The 18,717-nt window shown below is 69.3% G+C and carries 30 protein-coding genes, 1 tRNA gene and 2 pseudogenes; 6 read left to right on the top strand and 27 right to left on the bottom strand.

Annotation, left to right across the window (positions count from 1 at the left end; genetic code table 11):
- The 19 genes and pseudogenes from ABD811_RS04940 to ABD811_RS04850 all read right to left on the bottom strand — a co-directional run.
- A pseudogene (locus tag ABD811_RS04940) lies at positions 1 to 544 on the bottom strand (hypothetical protein); the annotation flags it as partial.
- A 58-nt stretch (positions 545 to 602) separates the two neighbouring features.
- Entirely contained in the window at positions 603 to 1,448 is an 846-nt protein-coding gene (locus tag ABD811_RS04935; RefSeq protein WP_344941409.1) for a hypothetical protein, read from the bottom strand.
- Entirely contained in the window at positions 1,445 to 1,918 is a 474-nt protein-coding gene (locus ABD811_RS04930; RefSeq protein ID WP_344941406.1) for a hypothetical protein, read from the bottom strand. The genes ABD811_RS04935 and ABD811_RS04930 overlap by 4 nt, the downstream gene beginning before the upstream one ends.
- Positions 1,918 to 2,259, bottom strand: a complete 342-nt coding sequence (locus ABD811_RS04925) for a hypothetical protein (protein WP_344941403.1) — start codon at positions 2,257 to 2,259, stop codon at positions 1,918 to 1,920. The genes ABD811_RS04930 and ABD811_RS04925 overlap by 1 nt, the downstream gene beginning before the upstream one ends.
- Positions 2,256 to 2,591, bottom strand: coding sequence for a hypothetical protein (locus ABD811_RS04920; RefSeq protein WP_344941400.1), 336 nt, complete (start codon positions 2,589 to 2,591; stop codon positions 2,256 to 2,258). Before ABD811_RS04920 ends, ABD811_RS04925 begins: the two co-directional genes overlap by 4 nt.
- Positions 2,588 to 2,821 carry a hypothetical protein gene (locus ABD811_RS04915; RefSeq protein WP_344941398.1) on the bottom strand — a complete coding sequence of 78 codons (234 nt, stop codon included), beginning with the start codon at positions 2,819 to 2,821 and terminating at the stop codon, positions 2,588 to 2,590. Before ABD811_RS04915 ends, ABD811_RS04920 begins: the two co-directional genes overlap by 4 nt.
- Entirely contained in the window at positions 2,818 to 3,657 is an 840-nt protein-coding gene (locus ABD811_RS04910; protein WP_344941395.1) for a DUF2303 family protein, read from the bottom strand. Before ABD811_RS04910 ends, ABD811_RS04915 begins: the two co-directional genes overlap by 4 nt.
- Positions 3,654 to 4,013, bottom strand: a complete 360-nt coding sequence (locus ABD811_RS04905) for a hypothetical protein (RefSeq protein WP_344941392.1) — start codon at positions 4,011 to 4,013, stop codon at positions 3,654 to 3,656. The genes ABD811_RS04910 and ABD811_RS04905 overlap by 4 nt, the downstream gene beginning before the upstream one ends.
- Positions 4,014 to 4,051: 38 nt before the next feature.
- Positions 4,052 to 4,315, bottom strand: coding sequence for a hypothetical protein (locus ABD811_RS04900; protein WP_344941390.1), 264 nt, complete (start codon positions 4,313 to 4,315; stop codon positions 4,052 to 4,054).
- Entirely contained in the window at positions 4,312 to 4,521 is a 210-nt protein-coding gene (locus ABD811_RS04895) for a helix-turn-helix domain-containing protein (RefSeq protein ID WP_344941387.1), read from the bottom strand. Before ABD811_RS04895 ends, ABD811_RS04900 begins: the two co-directional genes overlap by 4 nt.
- Positions 4,518 to 5,006, bottom strand: coding sequence for a hypothetical protein (locus tag ABD811_RS04890; RefSeq protein ID WP_344941384.1), 489 nt, complete (start codon positions 5,004 to 5,006; stop codon positions 4,518 to 4,520). Before ABD811_RS04890 ends, ABD811_RS04895 begins: the two co-directional genes overlap by 4 nt.
- Complete coding sequence (locus tag ABD811_RS04885) at positions 5,003 to 5,131, bottom strand: hypothetical protein (RefSeq protein ID WP_344941381.1); 129 nt, start codon at positions 5,129 to 5,131, stop codon at positions 5,003 to 5,005. Before ABD811_RS04885 ends, ABD811_RS04890 begins: the two co-directional genes overlap by 4 nt.
- Positions 5,128 to 5,598, bottom strand: coding sequence for a hypothetical protein (locus tag ABD811_RS04880; RefSeq protein ID WP_344941378.1), 471 nt, complete (start codon positions 5,596 to 5,598; stop codon positions 5,128 to 5,130). The genes ABD811_RS04885 and ABD811_RS04880 overlap by 4 nt, the downstream gene beginning before the upstream one ends.
- Positions 5,595 to 7,073, bottom strand: coding sequence for a UvrD-helicase domain-containing protein (locus tag ABD811_RS04875; RefSeq protein WP_344941376.1), 1,479 nt, complete (start codon positions 7,071 to 7,073; stop codon positions 5,595 to 5,597). Before ABD811_RS04875 ends, ABD811_RS04880 begins: the two co-directional genes overlap by 4 nt.
- Entirely contained in the window at positions 7,070 to 7,384 is a 315-nt protein-coding gene (locus tag ABD811_RS04870) for a hypothetical protein (RefSeq protein WP_344941373.1), read from the bottom strand. Before ABD811_RS04870 ends, ABD811_RS04875 begins: the two co-directional genes overlap by 4 nt.
- Positions 7,381 to 7,707 (bottom strand): hypothetical protein, encoded by a 327-nt coding sequence (locus ABD811_RS04865; protein WP_344941370.1) that lies wholly within the window; start codon positions 7,705 to 7,707, stop codon positions 7,381 to 7,383. Before ABD811_RS04865 ends, ABD811_RS04870 begins: the two co-directional genes overlap by 4 nt.
- An 87-nt stretch (positions 7,708 to 7,794) precedes the next feature.
- On the bottom strand, positions 7,795 to 8,043 hold the full coding sequence (locus ABD811_RS04860) for a hypothetical protein (RefSeq protein ID WP_344941367.1): 249 nt from the start codon (positions 8,041 to 8,043) through the stop codon (positions 7,795 to 7,797).
- Positions 8,044 to 8,090: 47 nt separating this feature from the next.
- The gene (locus ABD811_RS04855; protein WP_344941364.1) at positions 8,091 to 8,234 is read right to left on the bottom strand and encodes a hypothetical protein; all 144 of its coding nucleotides are present in this window, start codon (positions 8,232 to 8,234) and stop codon (positions 8,091 to 8,093) included.
- Positions 8,231 to 8,497, bottom strand: a complete 267-nt coding sequence (locus tag ABD811_RS04850; protein ID WP_344941361.1) for a helix-turn-helix domain-containing protein — start codon at positions 8,495 to 8,497, stop codon at positions 8,231 to 8,233. The genes ABD811_RS04855 and ABD811_RS04850 overlap by 4 nt, the downstream gene beginning before the upstream one ends.
- Before the next feature lie 459 nt (positions 8,498 to 8,956).
- On the opposite strand from ABD811_RS04850, the gene ABD811_RS04845 reads away from it, so the two are divergent.
- Both ABD811_RS04845 and ABD811_RS04840 read left to right on the top strand, forming a co-directional pair.
- A complete protein-coding gene (locus ABD811_RS04845; RefSeq protein ID WP_344941358.1) occupies positions 8,957 to 9,163 on the top strand; it encodes a hypothetical protein in 207 nt (68 codons plus the stop codon).
- Positions 9,164 to 9,329: 166 nt separating this feature from the next.
- Positions 9,330 to 10,103 (top strand): hypothetical protein, encoded by a 774-nt coding sequence (locus tag ABD811_RS04840; protein WP_344941355.1) that lies wholly within the window; start codon positions 9,330 to 9,332, stop codon positions 10,101 to 10,103.
- A 53-nt stretch (positions 10,104 to 10,156) separates the two neighbouring features.
- On the opposite strand, the gene ABD811_RS04835 is transcribed toward ABD811_RS04840, so the two are convergent.
- Complete coding sequence (locus ABD811_RS04835) at positions 10,157 to 11,335, bottom strand: tyrosine-type recombinase/integrase (RefSeq protein ID WP_344941352.1); 1,179 nt, start codon at positions 11,333 to 11,335, stop codon at positions 10,157 to 10,159.
- Positions 11,336 to 11,485: 150 nt separating this feature from the next.
- Here ABD811_RS04835 and ABD811_RS04830 point away from each other — a divergent pair.
- Positions 11,486 to 11,561: transfer RNA gene (locus tag ABD811_RS04830), tRNA-Arg, on the top strand.
- A gap of 165 nt (positions 11,562 to 11,726) precedes the next feature.
- On the opposite strand, the gene ABD811_RS43890 is transcribed toward ABD811_RS04830, so the two are convergent.
- The 6 genes and pseudogenes from ABD811_RS43890 to ABD811_RS04810 form a co-directional block, all read right to left on the bottom strand.
- Entirely contained in the window at positions 11,727 to 12,107 is a 381-nt protein-coding gene (locus ABD811_RS43890) for a hypothetical protein (RefSeq protein WP_425549365.1), read from the bottom strand.
- Positions 12,001 to 12,399, bottom strand: a complete 399-nt coding sequence (locus ABD811_RS04825; RefSeq protein ID WP_344941349.1) for a hypothetical protein — start codon at positions 12,397 to 12,399, stop codon at positions 12,001 to 12,003. Before ABD811_RS04825 ends, ABD811_RS43890 begins: the two co-directional genes overlap by 107 nt.
- Positions 12,389 to 12,646, bottom strand: a complete 258-nt coding sequence (locus ABD811_RS04820; protein WP_344941347.1) for a tyrosine-type recombinase/integrase — start codon at positions 12,644 to 12,646, stop codon at positions 12,389 to 12,391. Before ABD811_RS04820 ends, ABD811_RS04825 begins: the two co-directional genes overlap by 11 nt.
- A 70-nt stretch (positions 12,647 to 12,716) precedes the next feature.
- Positions 12,717 to 12,791, bottom strand: a pseudogene (locus tag ABD811_RS43885) (hypothetical protein); the annotation flags it as partial.
- 153 nt (positions 12,792 to 12,944) lie between these two features.
- Positions 12,945 to 13,079: a helix-turn-helix domain-containing protein gene (locus ABD811_RS04815; protein WP_344941344.1), complete on the bottom strand. Its 135-nt coding sequence runs from the start codon at positions 13,077 to 13,079 to the stop codon at positions 12,945 to 12,947.
- Positions 13,061 to 14,665: a replication initiator gene (locus tag ABD811_RS04810; protein ID WP_344941341.1), complete on the bottom strand. Its 1,605-nt coding sequence runs from the start codon at positions 14,663 to 14,665 to the stop codon at positions 13,061 to 13,063. The genes ABD811_RS04815 and ABD811_RS04810 overlap by 19 nt, the downstream gene beginning before the upstream one ends.
- Before the next feature lie 1,009 nt (positions 14,666 to 15,674).
- Here ABD811_RS04810 and ABD811_RS04805 point away from each other — a divergent pair.
- The 3 genes from ABD811_RS04805 (at position 15,675) to ABD811_RS04795 (ending at position 17,417) form a co-directional block, all read left to right on the top strand.
- Entirely contained in the window at positions 15,675 to 16,484 is an 810-nt protein-coding gene (locus ABD811_RS04805) for a DUF6551 family protein (RefSeq protein WP_344941337.1), read from the top strand.
- A 287-nt stretch (positions 16,485 to 16,771) separates the two neighbouring features.
- Positions 16,772 to 16,951, top strand: a complete 180-nt coding sequence (locus ABD811_RS04800; protein WP_344942380.1) for a hypothetical protein — start codon at positions 16,772 to 16,774, stop codon at positions 16,949 to 16,951.
- A 94-nt stretch (positions 16,952 to 17,045) separates the two neighbouring features.
- A complete protein-coding gene (locus tag ABD811_RS04795; protein ID WP_344942357.1) occupies positions 17,046 to 17,417 on the top strand; it encodes an aldo/keto reductase in 372 nt (123 codons plus the stop codon).
- A gap of 165 nt (positions 17,418 to 17,582) precedes the next feature.
- On the opposite strand, the gene ABD811_RS04790 is transcribed toward ABD811_RS04795, so the two are convergent.
- Positions 17,583 to 18,467, bottom strand: a complete 885-nt coding sequence (locus tag ABD811_RS04790) for a LysR family transcriptional regulator (RefSeq protein ID WP_344941334.1) — start codon at positions 18,465 to 18,467, stop codon at positions 17,583 to 17,585.
- Positions 18,468 to 18,717 lie beyond the last annotated feature (250 nt).

Below are 18,717 nucleotides of genomic sequence, written 5' to 3'. Positions count from 1 at the left end.
GGGCCGGAGCCGCCGGAGCCGGGGCGGGCGGGGCCTGCGGAACCGGCGGAGCGGCGGGCGCCGGGGGCTGCTGCGGGTACCCGGGCGGCATCGCCGGAGCCGCCGGAGCCGCCGGGGCGGGCGGTGCCGGGTAGCCGGCGGGAGCCTGCGGCACCCCGTACGCCGGGGGCGCGACCGGAGCCGGGGCCATGGGGGCGGCCTGCGGCTGCGCCTGGGGCTGTCCGGCGCCGCGGCGCAGCTCGACGGAGAAGTGCTTGAGCGACTTGCCGCCGGCGCGGGGCTCGATCTGCGTCAGGGTGATGCGGATCCAGTCGCCGGGCTCGGGCCGCTGCTGCGCCAGCTCGGTCTTGAGGCGGATCTGCCCGGCGGTCAGGGTGCGCTCCTCACCCTCGTCGGTCAGCAGCAGCACCTGCGGCGCGACGCTCCCGTCGTCGAACCGGTGCTTGCGGATCGCCTGGATGGTGCCCGAGACGCTGTCTCCGGCCTTCTCCAGCTTGACGAACTCGCCGCCGACGCGGATGTCGGGGTCGTCCCAGATCGACACTGGTTGGTTCCTCTCGGGTTGGGCCTGATCGGGTCTGATCTGGCCGGGTTGGGTCCGGCTAGCGGATGTAGCCGGTCGCCCCGGGATGTCCGGGGCACGCCTCCTCCACCTGCGTCGAGGCGGGGAGGAAGTAGGGGCAGAACGTGCAGTGCGCGTCCGCGGTCGACAGCATCGGCAGCGCGCCGGTGCCGAGGTTGCGGACCATGGTCGTGATGCCCTCGGCGCGGGCCAGGGCCTGGACGGCGATCTGCTCGTCGTAGGGCTCGTGCCAGAAGTAGGCGTCGCGCAGCATCCGGTCGCGCGGCAGGAAGAACACGGCCACGTAGTTGACGGGCATCCCACGGCGCTGCCAGCCACGCCCGTAGAGGTGGCCCTGGACGCGGTACTGGTCGCCGGGCCCCTTCTCCTTGTACTTCTTGAGCTGCCGTTCGCCGACGATCTTCCAGTCGATGACACCGCCGGTGACCCGGTCGTACACGTCCGACTTGCCGGTGATGTGCTCGCCGAGGATCTCGCCGACGTCGACCTGGTGCTCCAGCAGGAACCGCGGGCCGCCCTCGACCAGGCTTCCCAGGTGGCCGTTCAGCCACTTCATGACGTCTTCCAGCCAGCCGTGCACGGCGGTGCCGATGGTGGGGTACCACGCGGGGTCGCCGGGGTTGGAGATCTCGGCGCCGGTCAGCTTGTACCCGATGCGCCGCTGGCAGGGGTGCCCGAGTTCCGACGGCCCGAGCCGCGTCTGGAGGCTGCGAGGGGCGTAGTCGATGCGGTTCTCGATCGCCCACATCAGTTCCCGGCGCACCGCTTCGGCCGGCGAGACGGCGTCCAGGTCGGCGGGGGTGGGCCAGCCGACGCGGCTGGTGTCGATGTCACCGGCGGCCTGCGCGGCGGGGTCGCGCGTCACTGGGTCGCCTCCCCGCCGTCTTCGTCCATCTCGAAGGCAGTCAGCAGTTCCCCGGCGAGCGCCCCGTGGCCGCGCCGTGTCCAGGACTCGGCCAGGGACTGGATGGTTTCGACGGCGTTGCGTCGCATGACGTTGGCGAGGTCGAGCGCGGCTTGGGTGTTCTTCGCCTGCTCGCGGGCCTTGTCCAGTTCGGCGCGGACCACGTCGAGCACGGCGCCGGCCGCCCCGCCGTAGTCGATGATCTGCGCGTGCTCGCACACCACCCAGTGCCGGGCGTGCCAGTCCCGCAGCGCCGCCGCGGCCCGGGTCCGCAGGTCGTCCGGCGTCGTCGCGTGGGCGCTGCTGTCGACGATGAGTTTCTCAATGTCGCGGCAGCTTTCCAGCACGCCGAGGCGGACGCTTTCGGGGTCCATGCAGGTGGCCAGGTGCAGCGTGACGGCCACGATGGGCTTGCCGTCGATGTGGGCCATCAGGCGTCGTCCTTGGGGGTGACGAGCTCGAAGCGGCGGCCGGGCTTCCCGACGACGGTGTACTTGGCGACGATGTCGGGGTGGTCCTTGGTGAGGGCCTTCTTGTCGAGGCGGCGGGGCGCGGCGGTGTGCAGCCACCGCACCACCGGGCGGCCGTCGATCACACCGTCGACGGCGTCGCCGAGTGCCGTCTGGATCTTCTCCTTGGCGGTCTTCTCGACCTCGTCGAGCTCGGCGCGCCGCGTGGCGACGTCCTGGAGCACCTGGTACCAGCCGGCGACACCGGCGGCGGCCAGGTCGACCTCGGCGGGGGTGGTCTGGGTCGGGTCGGGTTGGGTCATCGTGGGTTCTTCCTGTTCTTGAGGGCGTTGGCGTAGCGCTGGCCGGTGCGGGCGGAGACGCCGACCGCGGCGGCGGCCTGGGCGATGGAGATGGGGTCGCCGTCGGGGGTGGTGCGGGTGCGGCGGACCATGGCGAAGTCGGCCATGCGCTCCAGGCGCGCGCGGCCCGGGCTGCCCGGTCGGCGTCCGCGCGGCGGCTTGGGCGGTGGTAGTCCGGTGTCGGGGCGCCCGGCGGTGACCCACCGCTGGTAGCAGGCGTCCCGGTAGCCGTGGCCGCCGTGCCGGCCGGTCTTGCCGCAGCATGCGCAGGTGATGATCCGGCTGCTGCTCACGCTGTGGTTCTCCTCAACGGGATGAAGGTCGGGTAGGCGGGGCATCCGGGGCGTCCGCAGTAGCAGCGGGCGGGGGCGCAGTACTGGCCGGTCGCTTCCGGGTGCCCGTTGACAGCGGCGGGGGTGTGCGCGGGGCACCGCCACCCGGGCAGGAACAGCCGCACACCGTCGACCGCGCCGCAGACGACGCCGTCGACGTGGTGGCCGCACCTGCCCGGGGAGCGGGTCACGCCGGGACGCCCCGCATGACGTCCACGCCGATCCGGGTCTCGACCTTCCCGACGACCATGTCGAAGGCGTCGGCCAGGACTTCGGCGGGCCGGTCCAGGACGAACCCGAGCCGCAGCGAACCCTCGTGGATCCGGTAGCGGAACCGGCCGGTCAGCGGCATCGGCGCGGCGTCCTCGTACGGCGCGATCATCAGCGTGATCCCCTTGGGGATCGTCAGCTTCCGACCGCGCCCCCCGGAAGCCTCGATCTGCTCGGAGTACACGAGCTCCCGCTCGCCGTTGGCGAGCAGGGTGCCGGACTTGAAGGAGACGTTGGTGGTGGCCTGGAATGTCTGCGCGAGCTCCAGCAGGTCGGCGCCGTCGGGCTCGGCGATGTCGGGCAGCCGCGCCTCCAGCAGCTCGGCGAACTCGACCTGACCCATGAGGCGGCCGTCCGCGGCGGTCCAGGTCTTCCACGCGTCGGTGCGGCGCAGCGTGTACACCAGGTGGTGGGAGTGCCAGCCGGGCACCGCGGAGCCGTGCGCGTCCAGGACGGCGGTGACGCGGTCGTTGTCGATGTCGGCGTACACCTCGGCGAAGTCGCCGTCGGCGTGCTTGTCCCAGTACTGCCCGAACGACTCGACGTCGCGGACGGTGACGGTGCCGGTTTTCCGCTTGGGGTGGTCGCGGTACTGGTCGCCGGTCAGGTCGATCTTCTCGACGCGGCCGGCCGGGGTCATCCAGCCGTAGACCTTGCCGGGCTCCAGCAGGTTCGGCTCGGTCGACATGACCGCGGCCTCGATGAGCGCGTCGTTCTCGGTGCGCGGAACGCTGCGCGGGATCTCGTGGGGGCTCACTGGGCCTTCCGGGTGGTGTCGTGGACGGGCATGGGGAGTTCGGTCTGCCGCGGGTCACGCCGGCTGAGGTTGCCAGTGGCGTCGACGAAGAACGCCGACGCCTGCGCGGCGGTGGGCTGCTTGGTGGTGACCTTCGCCGAGACGGTCAGCGCGCTGGTGTCGCCCTTGGCGATCGGCGCGACCTCCATGACGAGCGTGAGCGTGCCCTTGGCGGCGTGCTCGGTGACGGCGTCGACGAGGGCGTGCAGCTTCTCCGATGCCTCGGTGTGCACGGCGCCGCGCGCGAGCTCCTGGAGCACGGCGGCGAACGGCCGCACCTGCGGCGGCCCGTCCGCGTCGTGGCTGGTGACGGACAAGGTGAGGGGTTCCTTCCTGGTGTTGGGCCTGGGCGGGGTCAGGCGGCGGTGAGCTTGGTGAACAGGGCCTTGCAGTCGTCGCAGCCGCACGTCTTGATGCCGTTGGAGCGGCCGGCCTTGGTGCCCGGCTCGGCGATCGACTCGACGCGGCGTCCGGCGGTGTCCCACGTCGGCGCCAGCTCCGACGGGCCGGGCGTGCAGCGGCATCCGCAGTCGCACCGGCCGAGGGTGCCGTCGTCGTTGCGGTGGCGCCGGTAGTCGGGGTGACCGCAGTTGGTGCAGCGGTGCATGATCAGGCTCAACGCGACTCCTTGGGGGTGAGGGTGAGGTCGTAGCCGAGGAGGTTGGCCCAGGCGATGACGGTGGTGAGCTGGGGGTCGCGGCGGCCGCGTTCCCAGTGGTGTACGGCCGACGGCTGGAGCCCGAGCAGGCCGGCCACCACCCGAAGCGACAGCTCCCGGTCGTGCCGGGCCTGCGCGAGCGCCTCGACGATCTGATCCGCGGTCACGACGCCGACTCCTCGTCGCCGAGGGGCGTGCCGTACCCGGCCAGCCGCAGCAGTTGGACGGCGTCAGCGAGGAGCAGCCGCGCGGGATGGCGAGGGAAACCGGCGACCATGGCGGCGGGGATGGCGTACAGCCGCTTGTCCGCCATGTTGACGAGCGCTGCCACGTCCTCGATGCGGAGGAACGCCCACCAGAACGCCGCGCGGGCCGGGCCGACCCCAGCGCGGCGGACGACGAGGACGCCGAAGCTGGCGCCCGCGTTGACGCGCTCGACCTCGGTCTCCACCATCCACGCGGCGATCTGCTCGTCGGACGGCGGCCGCTTCCGCGCCTTGACCTCCCACGCGATCCCGGGCGTGCCGGTGATGTCGCCCTCGTCGAGGACACCCTTGAGGGCGCGGCGCTCCGCCTGGGGGAATCCGGCCCCGCGCAGGTACCGCACAACGGCGGTCTCCGCGCGGGTACCGATGTCCTTCGACGTGCTCACCGGTGCTCCTCGCCGTCGTCGAGGGCGGTGAGTGCGGTGAACCAATCGCCCGCCGCGCACCAGGTGATGACAGCGCCCGCGGCGGCCAGGAGGACAGCAGGGATCAGGTACAGAAGCCACATCATGGGGTGCTCCTCGGGGTCACCCAGCCCGCGGCGACCGGCCCGAACGGCGACGCCACGCGCGGCGACGGCTCGTCGAGCCGCAGCAGCCCATCCAGCACCCGCCGCAGCAGGTCCAACGTGACGCGGCGCCGCACCGGCCGGGGCTGGTTGAACAGGACGGTGACGGGCGGCGGCCCGTCGGGCATGGTCACGGTCGGGGCCGCGGGCAGCGCGTCCGGCAGCGTCGCGGTGGGGTCCAGCCGCGCGGGCTCCAGCTGGAGCGGACGGCCGGGCAGGTGGTCCGGGCACCGCTCCGCGCCGATCTCCACGTGCCACCCGGCACGCTCGGCGTGGGCCGACAGCGACCGCATCCGCTGGTCCTCCGGCAGGAAGAACCGGTTGCCGCAGCCGGGCAGCGTGCACGCGTAGTAGACACTGACGATCGGCGACGCGGTCGCGACCGGCTGGGAGATGTCGAAGTGCTTCACGCGAGCACCCCCAGGGAGCCGCGCGCCCAGTCCAGCCCGGCCGGGTCCAGGTGGTGCCGGGCCCGCGTGACCGCGACGTAGGCGAGCATCCGCGCCTCGTCGGTCATCTCCGGGGTGACCAGCTTCCCCGACAGGGGGTCGCGGCGCGGCTGCGGCTTGAAGTCCGGCCCGATCAACACGACCGGCCACTCCCGCCCCTTGGCCTTGTGGCCGGTGGAGATGACGATGTCGGCGTCGTCCTCACGCGCGGCGAGGGCGTCGACGATGCGCAAGATCTCGTCCGGCCCGTAGGTGACGATCAGGTTGACCAGCGTCGCCAGGTTCTCCGACGCGGCCTCCGAGGTGGCGTACTCGATGACCTCCGACCACGAGGTGAACGCGGCGAACTCCGGGTGCCACGTCTTCCCGCTGTCCTGGAGCTCGGCGGCCGCCCGCGCCAGCGCCGCCAGGTCCCCGGCACCGCCGGTGATCGCCGCGCGCAACCCGCGGTCCTCGGCGGCGATCGCCTGCCCGATCGCACCCGCATTCGTACGGCACAGCACCGCGTCCGCACGCTCCAGCGGCACCGGCCCCACCGTCGAGGCGATCGGGTCGTGCCCCACCACCCGCAGGTCAGAGCCGAGCGCGGCCAGCCACTCGTTCGCCTGCGCGGCGATCGCCGGACCGAACCGGAACGACTTGGTCAGCGACAGCCGCGTGCCGTCGAAAGCGGACATGGCGTCGCGGGCACCGCGCCACCCGTACAGCTGCTGGTGCTGGTCGCCCACGAGGATCAGCTGCGCGTGTTCCTGCCGGCCGACCACGTCGGCGATCACCGGGTTGGCGTCCTGCGCCTCGTCCAGGTAGATCACGTCGGTCGCCAGCACGGGCCGCGCGAGCTGCCACATTTTCAGGTAGTGGTCGTGGTCCAGGCGCAGCACGCCGTGCGGGGCGCACAGGTCCGCCCACGCCTCCCGCGCCCACTCCACGACCTGGGCGGCGACGTCTTCCTGGCCCTCCTCGCCGAGCCCGGTCACGGTCGGGACGTGCCGCAGGGTGAGGGAGTAGTCGGCGGAGTGGCAGAACCGCGCGACCGTGTCCAGCACCAGGCGCGCCAGCTGCGGCACGTCCACCGCGGCGGCGTGGCCGAGCGCGTTGACGGTGATGACGCGGCAGTCGATGCCCAGGATCCGGGCGACGTCGCGGGCACGCTGCCGCGGCCGCCGCAGCTTGTCCGCCAGCCGGTAACCCACCTCGGCGAACGCCAGCGCGTGCGCCGTGCGGCACAGCACGTTGCCCGGGAACGAGCGCGCGGCGTCGGTCTGGATGGCCTTGTTGTAGGCGATGTAGACGGCGCCGGTGCGGGGCGTCAGCTCGGCCAGGTACCGCAGCGTCGACGTCTTGCCGGACCCGGCGAGCGCCTTGACGACCAGGCGCTCGCCGCGCAGGTAGGCGGAGCCGATCGCGGCCTGCTCCTCGGTGGGCGTGAACGTCACGACGTCTCCATTTCGGTGTGGCGGAGGCCGGCGGCCTGCTCGGCGGCGATCTCCAGCTGCGCGGCGACGACCTCGAACGCGCTGGCCCACAGGCGGGCGGTGGCGGGGTCGGTGAAGCGGATCGTCAGGGGACCGGCGGCGAAGAACGCCCGCGGCTCGAACGTGCGGTCGTCGATCTGGGCGTCGAGGGCTTCGGGCCGGTCGGCGACGCGCACGATGGCGGCCTTGATGCGGCCCGCGACGAGCTCGACGATGTCCGCCTGGAGCAGCACGACGTCGGCGGGGGCGTGCAGCGGGTTCGGGGTGCTCATCGGCTCGCCCCCTTGCCTGCGCGCAGGTCGGCGCCGCAGTGCCAGCACTGGTCGCTGGTCTTGTCGCCGGGCGGGGGCGCGTTCAGCGCGCGACCGAGCTGCACGGCGGACGCCATCCCCATGGCCGTCCACACCAGCGGCCACCACGCCACGTCGGTCAGCACGTCCCGCACGACCAGGACGACGAACGTGAACGTGACGACGGCGGCGCTGGTGATGACGTGGCCCGCGTAGTGCAACAGCAGGCCCGCGATCAACGCCAGGGCGGCGGTGACACTGCACAGCGCCGCGACGGTGGCGGGGTCGGTAACCTTCGTGGTCACGGCCCTTACTCCTTTGCTTCGTGGGTTTCCGAGTGGGGGTCGAGGGCCCGTACGACCGGTGACGCGGTCGGCGGGCCCGATTCGTGTTCAGGCCGCGCGCTTCTTCTTCCGGGCGGCGGCGTTCTTCCTGCGCGCGTCGGCGGCCTTCCGCGACATCTGCGCCATGTAGGCGCGGTACGCGGACTCGGCGGCCTTCGGCAGGTCCTCCTCGCGGACCTGGCCCTCCTCGGCGAGGCGGCGCAACCAGTACTCGTAGGAGACCGGGGACGCGGCCCGAGCCGGGGCGGTTCGCTCGCTGCGGTTGGGGGTGCGGGCCCAGGACACATTCGATGCCATCCGAGCGAGGGACGCCCGCTCGGCCGGCGTCAAGGTGGAGTCGGCCATTAGCTCTTGCCGCCCTTCTTGGCCTTGCGTTCGGCCTCCTCGGCGCGGCGCTCGGCCTCGCGGCGGGCGGCGATTCGCTCACGCTCGTACTGCTCACGCAGGGCCTTGCGCTCGGCGTCGTTGCGCTTGGCGGGCGGCGTCATGCGGTCTTCCGTTCGGGCTCGTCGTACACAAGTGCCCGGAGGTCAGCGGCCTGATAAACGTCCACCGACTCCAGCCGCAGCGCGCGGGCGTGCGCAGCGATCAGTCGGCGGCTGGCCGTCCGCTTGCCCAACTCGATGTTGGCGAGGGACGCCTTGTCGACCGTGACCCCCTGCTCGGCGATCCGCTCGGCGAGCTGCTCAAGGGTGAGGCCGTGGGCCTCCCGCAGCGCGCGGAGCGTGACCATCGGAGGGATTCGCTTCATGGTGACAACCTAGGACAACTAATGCCACCTCAGCAACTCGTAGGTGGCGCAAGTTTGTGTCACTTGGCTTACTGGGTGGCGTAACTTGCCTTCCCGGTGCTCGTGACCAGCCACTTTGCGGCCTAAGTTGTCTGGTGTTGTCCAGCGCCGCGCGACAGGATGGGCCCTATGACCAGTACCGAGACGTCCCGCCAACGGCTCGCCCGGCTCATGGATGAACGTCGGGCAGAACTGCGCCTCACCTGGCATGAGGTCGCCGAGAGGGCGGGGATGACCAGAGAGGGACTACGGCGTACCCGCACGGGATCTGGAAGCATCCGATCCCTGACCAAGCGAGGCATAGAGGATGCCTTGGAGTGGGCCGTGGGATCCGTCGACATGATCCTGGCCGGGGGTGATCCGCTTCCCTCGCTGGGGCCTCGCCATGATGCCGCAGCGAGGGCGTTTGTCGAGGGCCAGGTGAAGCTCAGCGCCACGGGGGTGAAGGCGTACTACCGGCCGGAGACGATCGACCAGCTCATCGCCGTCGTCATGGAGTGGCTGCCCGACGAGCCTGACGAGCGGTACGAGCAGGTTGGCATGCTGATGGACGCGCTCACGGCCGAGTGGGTGCGCCTGCGGCGGCTGACCGGCCGGCACGTCGACCAGCGTCGCGACGTCAGCTGAGCTGCTGAAAAGTTCTCGACATCGAACGTATGTTCGAAAGCAATCACTTTCGGTCACGACTTTTTACTTAACTGTTATCACCCCAAGTGATGACGTTTTCGGTCAAGCGGGTCAAGGTGTATGTGCCCCGCACACTTTGAGACGAGGACGTCACAAAGGGGTCAAAGTGACACACACCCCCCAAGGGAACGGAGCTGGTGATCAAGATCTGGAGCTCCTGCGCCAACGAGAAGCACACGCCAAGGAACGCTACGAGGCGCTCCGAGCCGAACGCGTCGAGGCCGAGCAACGCGCCGGCATCATCGACGTCGAACGCCAGCGCCGCATTGCTCGCGCGCGCGAGCGAATGCGCAAACTAGGCTGGAAAGGACTGGTCACCGGCATCCCGATCGGGGCCGCTCTGGGCGCTCTGGCCAAAGAGATACGTCAGCATCCAGGGCTGGCCGCAGCCGTGGGCACCGCGGTAGGCGTTCCCGCCGCAGGCATCACACTCGGCTTGTCACCGCTCGATGTGCCGTTCCTGCCGAACACCAATCGAGCCGACCCGCGGCCGGCCCGGACGGTATACGTACCCGTGCCCGGCCCGACACCGATTGCCCCATCGCCAGGCCCGACGGTCACCGTGTCACCGTCACCGTCACCGTCGCCGACTGCGACTGACACCAGCTCGACGCCGTCGCCGACCCAAACCGTCACACCAACCACACCGGCCAACGACGCCCCGACACCACCCCCGCCGACATCCGAGACGCCGTCAACCGAGCCGTCCCCGACCGGGAACAACGGCGGCGTCAGCGCCCCAGGCGCGACACCAGCTCCCACGCCCGTTCCCGAGCCGAGCCTCCAACCGGTATCACCCGGCGACGGCATCGAGACCAAGGGACTGTGCCTGCTCGGTGCCGAGGTGCCACTGGGCATCGACGTTCGCGTGCTCTGCTAGACGGCCGGGTGTCCCTGCCGCGCCCCGTACGGCAGGGACACCCGGCGCCTCCGCTAGATCCGGTCGCCAGGGGACAACCGGTCGTGCATCGCCCAGGCGCGTTCCAGCGCCAGGTCCCCGGCGTACTCCTTGACCATGTCGTAGGTGGACCATCCGCCGATGGCCATGGCGCCGTCCAGCGTGCCGCCGTTCAGCAGGTAGTTGTGGCACCAGGTCCGGCGGAACCGGTGCGGGTGCGCGTTCTGGACCCCGGCCTGCTCGCCGCGCCGACGGATCATCTGGTAGACCCCGGACTCGGTCATCCGCTCGGTGTTGCGGCCCTTGATACCGAGGAACAGGTACGTGGACTTGGCCGCCTTGGGGTGCTTGGCGCGCACGCGCAGGTACCGGTCCAGCGCGAGCGCGGCCTTCTTGCCGAGCGGCAGGACGAGCTCGTCGCCACCCTTGAGCCGCACCCGCACGCGCCGCCGCCGGAGGTCGACGTCGTTCTGCTTGTCGTCGTCGGGCACGTACCTGATGCCGACCAGGCCGCCGACGCGCACCCCGACGTCCATGAAGATTCGCAGGATGGCGGTGTCGCGCCGGTCCTCGAAACTGTTGCCCGAGCACGTCTTGAGCAGCGCGCGCTCCTGCTCATCGGTGAAGTAGGTCTTGGCCTTCTTCGGCGCCGTGACCTTGTCGACGCTCTCCATCGGGTTCGGGCTGGCCGTCCGCTCCCGTTCCCGGACGATCCACCTCCAGAACACGTTCAGGTGCCGGTAGTGCGCGGCGGCGGTGGCGATGCTGGTCCGCTCCCGCTCGGCGACGAGGAACTCCTGGATGTCGGCGGCGTCCAGGCCCTCGGTGTCGGCCGGGTATCCCCGGGACGCGGCCCAGCGCGCCAGGGCCTTGACGGTGTCGGTGTAGCCGCGGATCGTCTTGGGGCTCTTGCCCGCGGCGTCCAGCGCCAGCTCCCAGGAGTCGACGATGGTCAGCAGGGGCGTGCCCGTGGGCGCGGCCGCGCGCGGGCGGCGTCGTGCGGCCGCGGGCTTGCTGCGCGGGGCGACCTCGGCGGCCGCGCCGCCGGCGGCGTGGGTGGACGCGGTGGCCGCCGGTGGGACGCCGACGGAACGGGCGGCGGTGGTGCCGCGGCGTCGTCGTGCGCGGATCGCGTCGAAGGAGATGACGTTGTCGGTGGCCGCCGCGGGGGTGGAGTCTGCGGTGGCCGCGGTCGCGTGGCTGGGATCTTGCACGAGGGGTTTCCTTACCGAGTCGTGAGACGGCTGCGAGTGCCCTACACTGGGGGGCGTCGTCAGGGCAGGGATTATCCGCTCTTACACCTATGTGCAGAGCTGGTAGACTCCCGTCCGGCAACAAACCCCCTGGTCAAGGCCAGGAACCGAGCAGCCGTAGCTCAATGGATAGAGCATCTGACTACGGATCAGAAGGTTGGGGGTTCGAATCCCTCCGGCTGCGCCACAGGTCAGAGGCCCCTTGCGATCACCGCAAGGGGCCTCTTTGCTAACGGACCTGCTAACAGCGGCGTCCCTGGGCCGCCTCATCCAGCCGTCGGCGAAGATCTCCGCCGCCTCCGCCAGCTGCTCGTTGATCACGTGCGCGTAGACCCGCAGCGTGATCGCCGGGTCAGCGTGCCCGAGCCGAGCCGCCACCACACTGGACCGGGACGCCCGCCAGGAGCAGTGTGGTCGCGTGGATGTGCCGCAGATCGTGTAGACGCGCGTGCGGGAGAGGCTCAGCAGTAGGCCGCTCCTCCGATGCCTTGTTGTGCCGCTTGATCAGGGCTGTCATGAGGGACGACACCGTGTCCGGATGGATCGGTTCGCCCCATCCGGTGGCGAAGACGTGAGTATCCGCGATCTTGGGAGCACCCTTCCAGTCGTCGCCGGCCCGGAGCTTGTCAGCCTCCTGTCGAGCCCGGTGAGCCTTGAGGACTTTCACCGTGCCGGGATCGATGCTGACGACACGCGCCCGGCCGCTCTTGGTGGTCCCCTTCAATGCGCTCACCGGAGACGAACGAGACCGAGCCCGTGACGTGGATCGCCGCGCCGTCGAGGTCTACGTCACCCCACCGCAGATTGGGCAGTTCGCCACGCCGGGCGCCGGTGTACGCGGCTAGGTGGAAGAAGGCGAAGAGGCGATGTTCGCTGGCAGTTGCGAGGAAGGACCGGAGTTGCACTGCCGTCCAGATCTTGCCAGGTTCAGCGCGCTCCATCCGGGGCCGCTTGGCTCGCTCGACAGGATTGGAAGCGAGGAGTTGATCGACCACCACCGCATAACCGAACGCCTTACGCAGCACACGCCGTCCGCGGAGACAGGCCCCGCCCGCTTCGCCCGCCGCTGGAGATGAGGTCCCGGTAGAGCTTGGTGATACGGGCTGGGCGAACGGACTGCAGCCGCATACCGCCGATGTGCGGCTTGACATACCGCTCGATCAGGTGCCAGTAGTCCGACAGAGTCTTTGGGCTTGATCTCAAAGGCGTGGGAGTCGAGCCACTCGTCGAGGTAGGCGCCCACGGTGATGGTGTTCTGGTCGATGTACTCACCGCGTCGCGCCTTCACGCGTGCCTCGTCGCGCGCTGCTTTGGCGTCGTCCTCGGTGGCGAAGCCGCCGACCCACCGGAGTTTGCTTTGGCCGGTTTCCGGGTCGCGGACGCGGATGACGTAGGACCACGTGTTACCGCGCTTCATGACGCCGTCCCGCAGCTTGGGACGGTCTTCGCGCTTCTCTTGGCGTTCGTGGCCCTCTTGGACTTGTTAGAGCCGTTCGGCTCTTCGGGGGTGGCGAGTGCTGTCCTGGCCGTCAGGCAGCCTCTTGTTGCATCAGGGCGTTGACGTAGGCGTTCAGGGCGTCCACGAGGATTCGGCGGGATTGCGGACCGACTGGATGGCGCCGGAGGCGATGAGTTCGTAGAGCTTGCTGCGGGAGATGGCGAGCGCCTTTGCGGCTTCCGGGACGGTCAGCAGGAGTCGGGGCATGCAGCACTCCCTTCGTAGGGGGCGATGGGCGGTAGCGGCGTGCCGGTCAGGGCAGCGGTCAGCAGTGCTTCGCCGGGTGTGAGGCCTTGGCCGAGGTAGCGCCAGTGGGAGACGACGAGGACCTGGTCCTCGTCGGTGAGTGGCAGGCGTCCGGTGGTGATGTCGTGTTGGTGCCGGTTGTGGTCGATGCGTGCTTGTCGCAGTGCGCCGAGGGTGGTGGAGTAGCGGCGGGATTTGGTGGAGAAGTGGCCGCGGAAGCCGAGCATGTGCGCCCACTCGGCAAGCCGAAGCTCTGCCATCTCTTCCATGCGCCCCAGCCGCAGGCATTCCGTGATCAGGCGCCGTGCGTGGGCCGAGACAGGTAGCGCGTCCAGGTCATCGGTCGCGCGTATGCGCCGGTCGAGGGTGCCGGTGCATTCGGCGGCTTTGGTGGCGTACTTGGCGATGTAGCCCGCCACGGCCGTATCCGTCAGGTCCCCGATGGTCGTGATGGGGCGGACGTCGAGTTGCGTGCCCCAGGTCAGAGACTGAGAAGGCACGCCGGGCGTGGCAGGGGTGGTCACGGTGACGGCGGGCGCGGCCTGGTGGACGGCGTCGGCGAGCAGGTCGTAGGAGGCCCAGCCGGGCGGAGGCGTCGCCAGCCCCTGGGCACCGTCGAGGCGGATGATGGCGTGGAAGTGCACGACGCCGCGTCGCTGGTATTCGGCGACCTTGGCGAACGAGATGGTGAGCGTGTCGCGGAGTTCCCGCAGGGTGAGACCTGCGGCTTTGGCGATCCTGCGGCGCAGGGCCATGGTGAATCGGCGCCATAGTTCCGGTGCCAGCGCGTTGAACAGCACCGAGCCCGTGTAGTCGTAGCAGTCAGGGCAGAGCGGGTCGCCGAGGCGCGGGTCGTCGGCCGCATGCCGGGTCGTGCACGACAACGACCGTCCGTGCGGACACTTCCCCGCGTCGCGTCGAGGGTGGCACGGCACAACGGCCCCGCCGGCTGTCTCCCGCCGCGCGTGCACGGGTCCGAACGAGGGTGCGGTGAGGGTGACGAACGCGGCCGGGTGCTGCGCCACTGTGTCGGGGACGCCTTTGCCTCCGGCCAGTCCCGCCCGGACGAGTTGGTAGGTGTCGGCCCGGTAGATCTCGGCGCAGGCCGGACAGCGCGAGGCCCGCCGGGTCTTGCAGGCCACCCGCAGCACCCCGCCCGGCTCACGGGCGGTGCTGTAGCGATGCAGCAGGTCACCGGTGAGGCCGTCGCGGTACTCGACCGAGCCCCGAAGGTGGATCGGCTGAGCACACCCGCCGGTCGCTCGGGCGCGAGCGGCCGACCGGCGGAAGTCGGGCCGGGCCAGCTTGGCCGCCATGTCGCGGACGGCCAGCGGAGTCAGCCACGCGGAAGCGAGCGTGTCGGGCACGATGGAGTGCGTCTCCTGTCCGTTGCAAGGCGGGTGGGGGGATGGCCCCCGACGTGGCGTGCGTGTGCTTGGCGGCTGTGCGGCCACGCCGGTAGCGTCGGCGGCCTCGCGCGGGTGACGCAGGACGAACAGGACCAGCACCAGCCAGCAGGCGACGAAGGCGCAGCGGCGAAGGAACACGGCGGGTTCTCCTGTCAGCAGTGGCCGGACAGGCCGGTCCCGCCGCAGTGCCACCGCCGCTCAGACGGGACCAGGGGCGCACGCTCGTCACCGTCGCGAGTCGAGTCGGAGGGCATCAGGCGCCCGCCGCTCGACAGGGTCGGGAGGCCGCGCCCGGCTCTTCAAGCCGGGCATGCGGCCTGTTCCGTCCGGGCCCGGCTCGAGGAGCTGACCGCAGCCGTCCAGCCGCCCAGCGAAGCACCGGCATGAGAGCGGGCGAATCCCGCGCACCCCATGACGTCACCACTGTCTGTCCCTCTGGGCCATGAGTCATGTACGACTGCGGAGCAAGCACCGACCGGTCACGCGACCTGCTGCCATGCGAACCACTGATCGCCAGGCCATATCTCTCGAATGTCGAGACTAGTTACCTCTTTGTTGTCAAGTCGGGGTCACAGTCTCGATCATGTATGTGACCAGTACTGATCGCCAATGTGCGGTGGCTGGCTGGCGTCTGTGGTAAAGGATTGACGTGGTTCTTGTTGTGCTCGGGTCAAGTCCGTGAGTAGAGTTCTGATGCAGGCCTGAGGGGTGTTGAGCGTAGACACAGGATGGCCTTTCGAACAGGAACTCACCCGGATGGGCCATCAGAAGATGAAGATCAAGCCCTGGAAGTTTGGAGTGGTTTCGCTGTAGCGGGGGTGGCCATAGCGGTCAACTTCACTACTGAGTGGAAGTGCAAGCTACTGACATGGGCTGTGGTGCTCATTCTGGTTTCCTGACGGTGTGAGGCAATCCCACGGCTGACCAGGGTGAATAACATAGCGAGCCAGGCCATCGAGGGTAGCAGGTTCTCCTGGTGCTGCGCTGCGAGGAACGGGGTGGGAATGCCCGCAGGGCGCTGTCGACACAAGTGAGAAGATGGCCACCGAGTTCCTCAAGGGCGTTCCTCCTCCCCTAGATCCGCCTCATGGCCCCCGTATCCTTAGCTCTAGGCTCTCGCCGTCCTCGAAAATGGAGGTCTGACCCCATGGCCAAAGCTCGTTTCCAGTACGAACTCCCAGATCATCAAGTTAAGTATGGCGTCGAGGTCGAGATCGACTCGCTCAAGATCGATGAGGAGGCGCAGCGTGGCCTCAACCCAAAGCGAGCGAAGGCCATCGCTGATGGTCTAATCATCGATGCTCTCGGGGTGATAGTGGTCTCCGAGCGCGCAGACGGCCAGCGATACGTCGTTGACGGCATGCACCGGACCGAGGCGTGCAAGCTAAGAGGTCTTCGGACGATCAAGGCGGAAATCCACTACGGACTTACCCAGCAGCAGGAAGCGACTCTATTCCTCATCAAGAACCGAGAATCTGCCAAGGTCAGCACGCTGGACCAGTACAGAGTTGGCCTGACCGCCGGGGATGCTCTCTGCGTGAGTGTCGACCGAGTACTCAAGAGCCATAGCCTCGGTCTGGGGTCGAGCTCGACGAACAGCGTGGGTGCTGTGTCGGCGGTGCTGCGCATCACAAGGCAGTATGGAGCAGCCATCCTGGACCGCACCCTTACGGTGGTCGAAGCAGCCTGGGGGAGAGACAAAGAGTCGTGGGATGGCGTGATCCTGGGCGGTGTGGCTATGTTTCTCAGCCGCCACGGCGACGGCATTGACGATGCCGAACTCGCGAAGAAGATGCTCAAGCGAGGCTTGGCAGCGCGCTGGCGCTCCGAAGCTCTGACGCGAGCCTCGAATGGGGGCTACAACAACAGTGGTACCGGATCACGAGAGAGTCAGTGCTACCAGATGGTCGTCGAAAGCTGGAACAAGGGGCGAACCGCTGCTAACCGTGTCGGCTGAGCAATGTGAGTGCCGGCGGGATTATGTCAACGACGTGCGCGGTTTCCAGAGGATGAGAGTGTCGGCTGGACGAGGGTGAAGCGGTGGCCTCGCGGCCCCCAGCCCCCTGCGGACCGGAGGGCACGCCCGTGCGAGGCTGTCTGTCACACCGTTTCGCCGTTCGCGCGAACGAGTAGGCCAAGCCCATGCCGTCGTGTCCGCATAGTCTGCGGCTTGTGTCCCATGCTGATGAGTCGATCCGGCTCTCCCACGATGAAGCGTTGGTGCTGTAAGACTTCGCACATCGCTTGGTTCTCGACATCAGCGCCAAGGAAGAGGAGGCGATTTTTGTGGACCGTGGGGAGTGGAGTGCACTATCCAGCGTGCTCGCACAACTGGAGACGCGTATGCCGGAGATCTTCACGTGGGACTACCAGGAGCAGCTTCAAGCAGCGCGAGTACGCCCGAAGCCCATGGACGAGGACTGAGGCTCGGCAGGGCAGGTTCGCTAGCGCTACTGCTAACAACGAACCTGGACGGCCGTGGACGTGGGCGGCTCACAGGTATTGCGTAGGTTGGCAGATCTGGACAGACGACCTGAGCGCGACGAACGTTGCATCCGGCGACAGTAACCGCAAGAACTTCAACTTCGCTCTGGGGGCCGTCACCGAACGTAACCTCGCCATTGCTGATGTTGTGAAGGAGGTCGCCACGGAGATGGGCCGCACACCCGCCCAGGTCGGGCTGGCTTGGGGCCTGCAGAACTCAGGCGTGACGGCACCAATCATCGGCGCACGCACCCCCGCACAGATAGAGGAGGATTTGGGCGCCTTTGAGGTCGACTTCACCGCCTCCCAACTGGCCCGCCTCGACGACGCCAGCGCGATCGAACCTGGCGTTCCGCACGACATGCTCGCCAGTGACCACGTCCGTAATGTGACCAAGGCGGCCTGAAGATCGAAAGCCGTCGCTGATATCCGATCGAGCCTCGAGGGCAGCACTATCGCCGCCCTCGGGGCGGTCATCGGCACACCGCTTCCGATCGCTCGACTGAATATCGCATGATCGCAACGTCACCGGTTGAAGGTGGCTGCGTGCTCGCGCCCGCCTCCTCGGCCGTCAGGGCACCGGTGAGAAGGAAGCGGGTTTGTCCAGGTCTCTTGACGCAGTAGTTCGAGCAGGGCCGTCTCCGCCGGGCCCTTGCCGGGCCGGACTGCGGCGACGACGGGCTGGGAAGACGACTGGGAACACCGGGCGCGCGAGGTGCTCGTGACCGTAGGGCACCGCGGAGGCCGGGACGAGCGTGACCCCCAGCCCGTGGGCGGCCCAGTGCACGGCCGTCGCCGTCTGGGATACGCGGGCGACTGCGGTCGAGGTCAGCTGGTTGTCCCGGAGCACGTCCTGCAGCATGCGGTCGAGCGCGCTGTTGTGGTCGAATCTCACCCACGGCTCCCGCTCTAGGTCGCGCAGCTCGACCCGGTCGGAGGCGAGCTGCCGGTGCCCGGCGCCAAGCACCACGACGAACTTTTTGTCGCTGAGGTGGTGGCCTTCGTAAAGCACTTCCCCGCATGGCCCGGCCACCATCGCGAGGTCCGGCACGCCCCGGTGCGCCAGCCGCTCCAACTCGGCGAGGTTCGGCTCCTCGAAGACGGTGACCTCTAGCTGCGGGAAGCGGTGGCGTAGCGCGCCCAGCGCGCCCGGTAGTTGCCGCGTGCACAGGCCCATCTGCGCCGCGACCACCAGCTCATAGGCGCCGGCTCGCGCCGTCGCCTTCGCCCGCCGCGCCGCGCTCACCGCGGCCTCCGCCTCCCGCAGGAACGCGCGGCCGACCACGGTGGGCACCAGTCCGGTCGGTGTGCGGGCGAACAGTTGCACGCCGAGTTCCCGCTCCAGGTTGCGGATCTGCTGGGACATCGACGGTTGGGCGACATGCAGCAGCTCCGCCGCCGTCACCGAACCCTCCTGGGCAACAGCCAGGGCGTATTCGAACTGGCGAAGGCTCATCGGCTCCCGTCCCCTCCCTGCGGTGGACCGCCGTCCGAAGTGTCGGTGTAATCAGCTCAACGCCACCGTTGGCTACGGATCGGGGGGCGAATTCCTCCGGCTGCGCTACGGGCCATAAAGCCCCCTAGCGATCAACGCCAGGGGGTTCTGTGGTGCCAGTGGGAGGCACTGTGGGAGCCGTAGGACGTCAGGAGCCGAGCAGAGCCCCGCCGATCGCCTCGGCACCGCCGCCCGCTTGTCGCCCACGAGT

The organism is Actinomadura miaoliensis (assembly GCF_039536785.1).
Lineage (GTDB): Bacteria > Actinomycetota > Actinomycetes > Streptosporangiales > Streptosporangiaceae > Spirillospora > Spirillospora miaoliensis.
The sequence above is the reverse complement of the archived record's forward strand: the minus strand, read 5'-3'. Positions and strand labels throughout refer to the sequence as shown.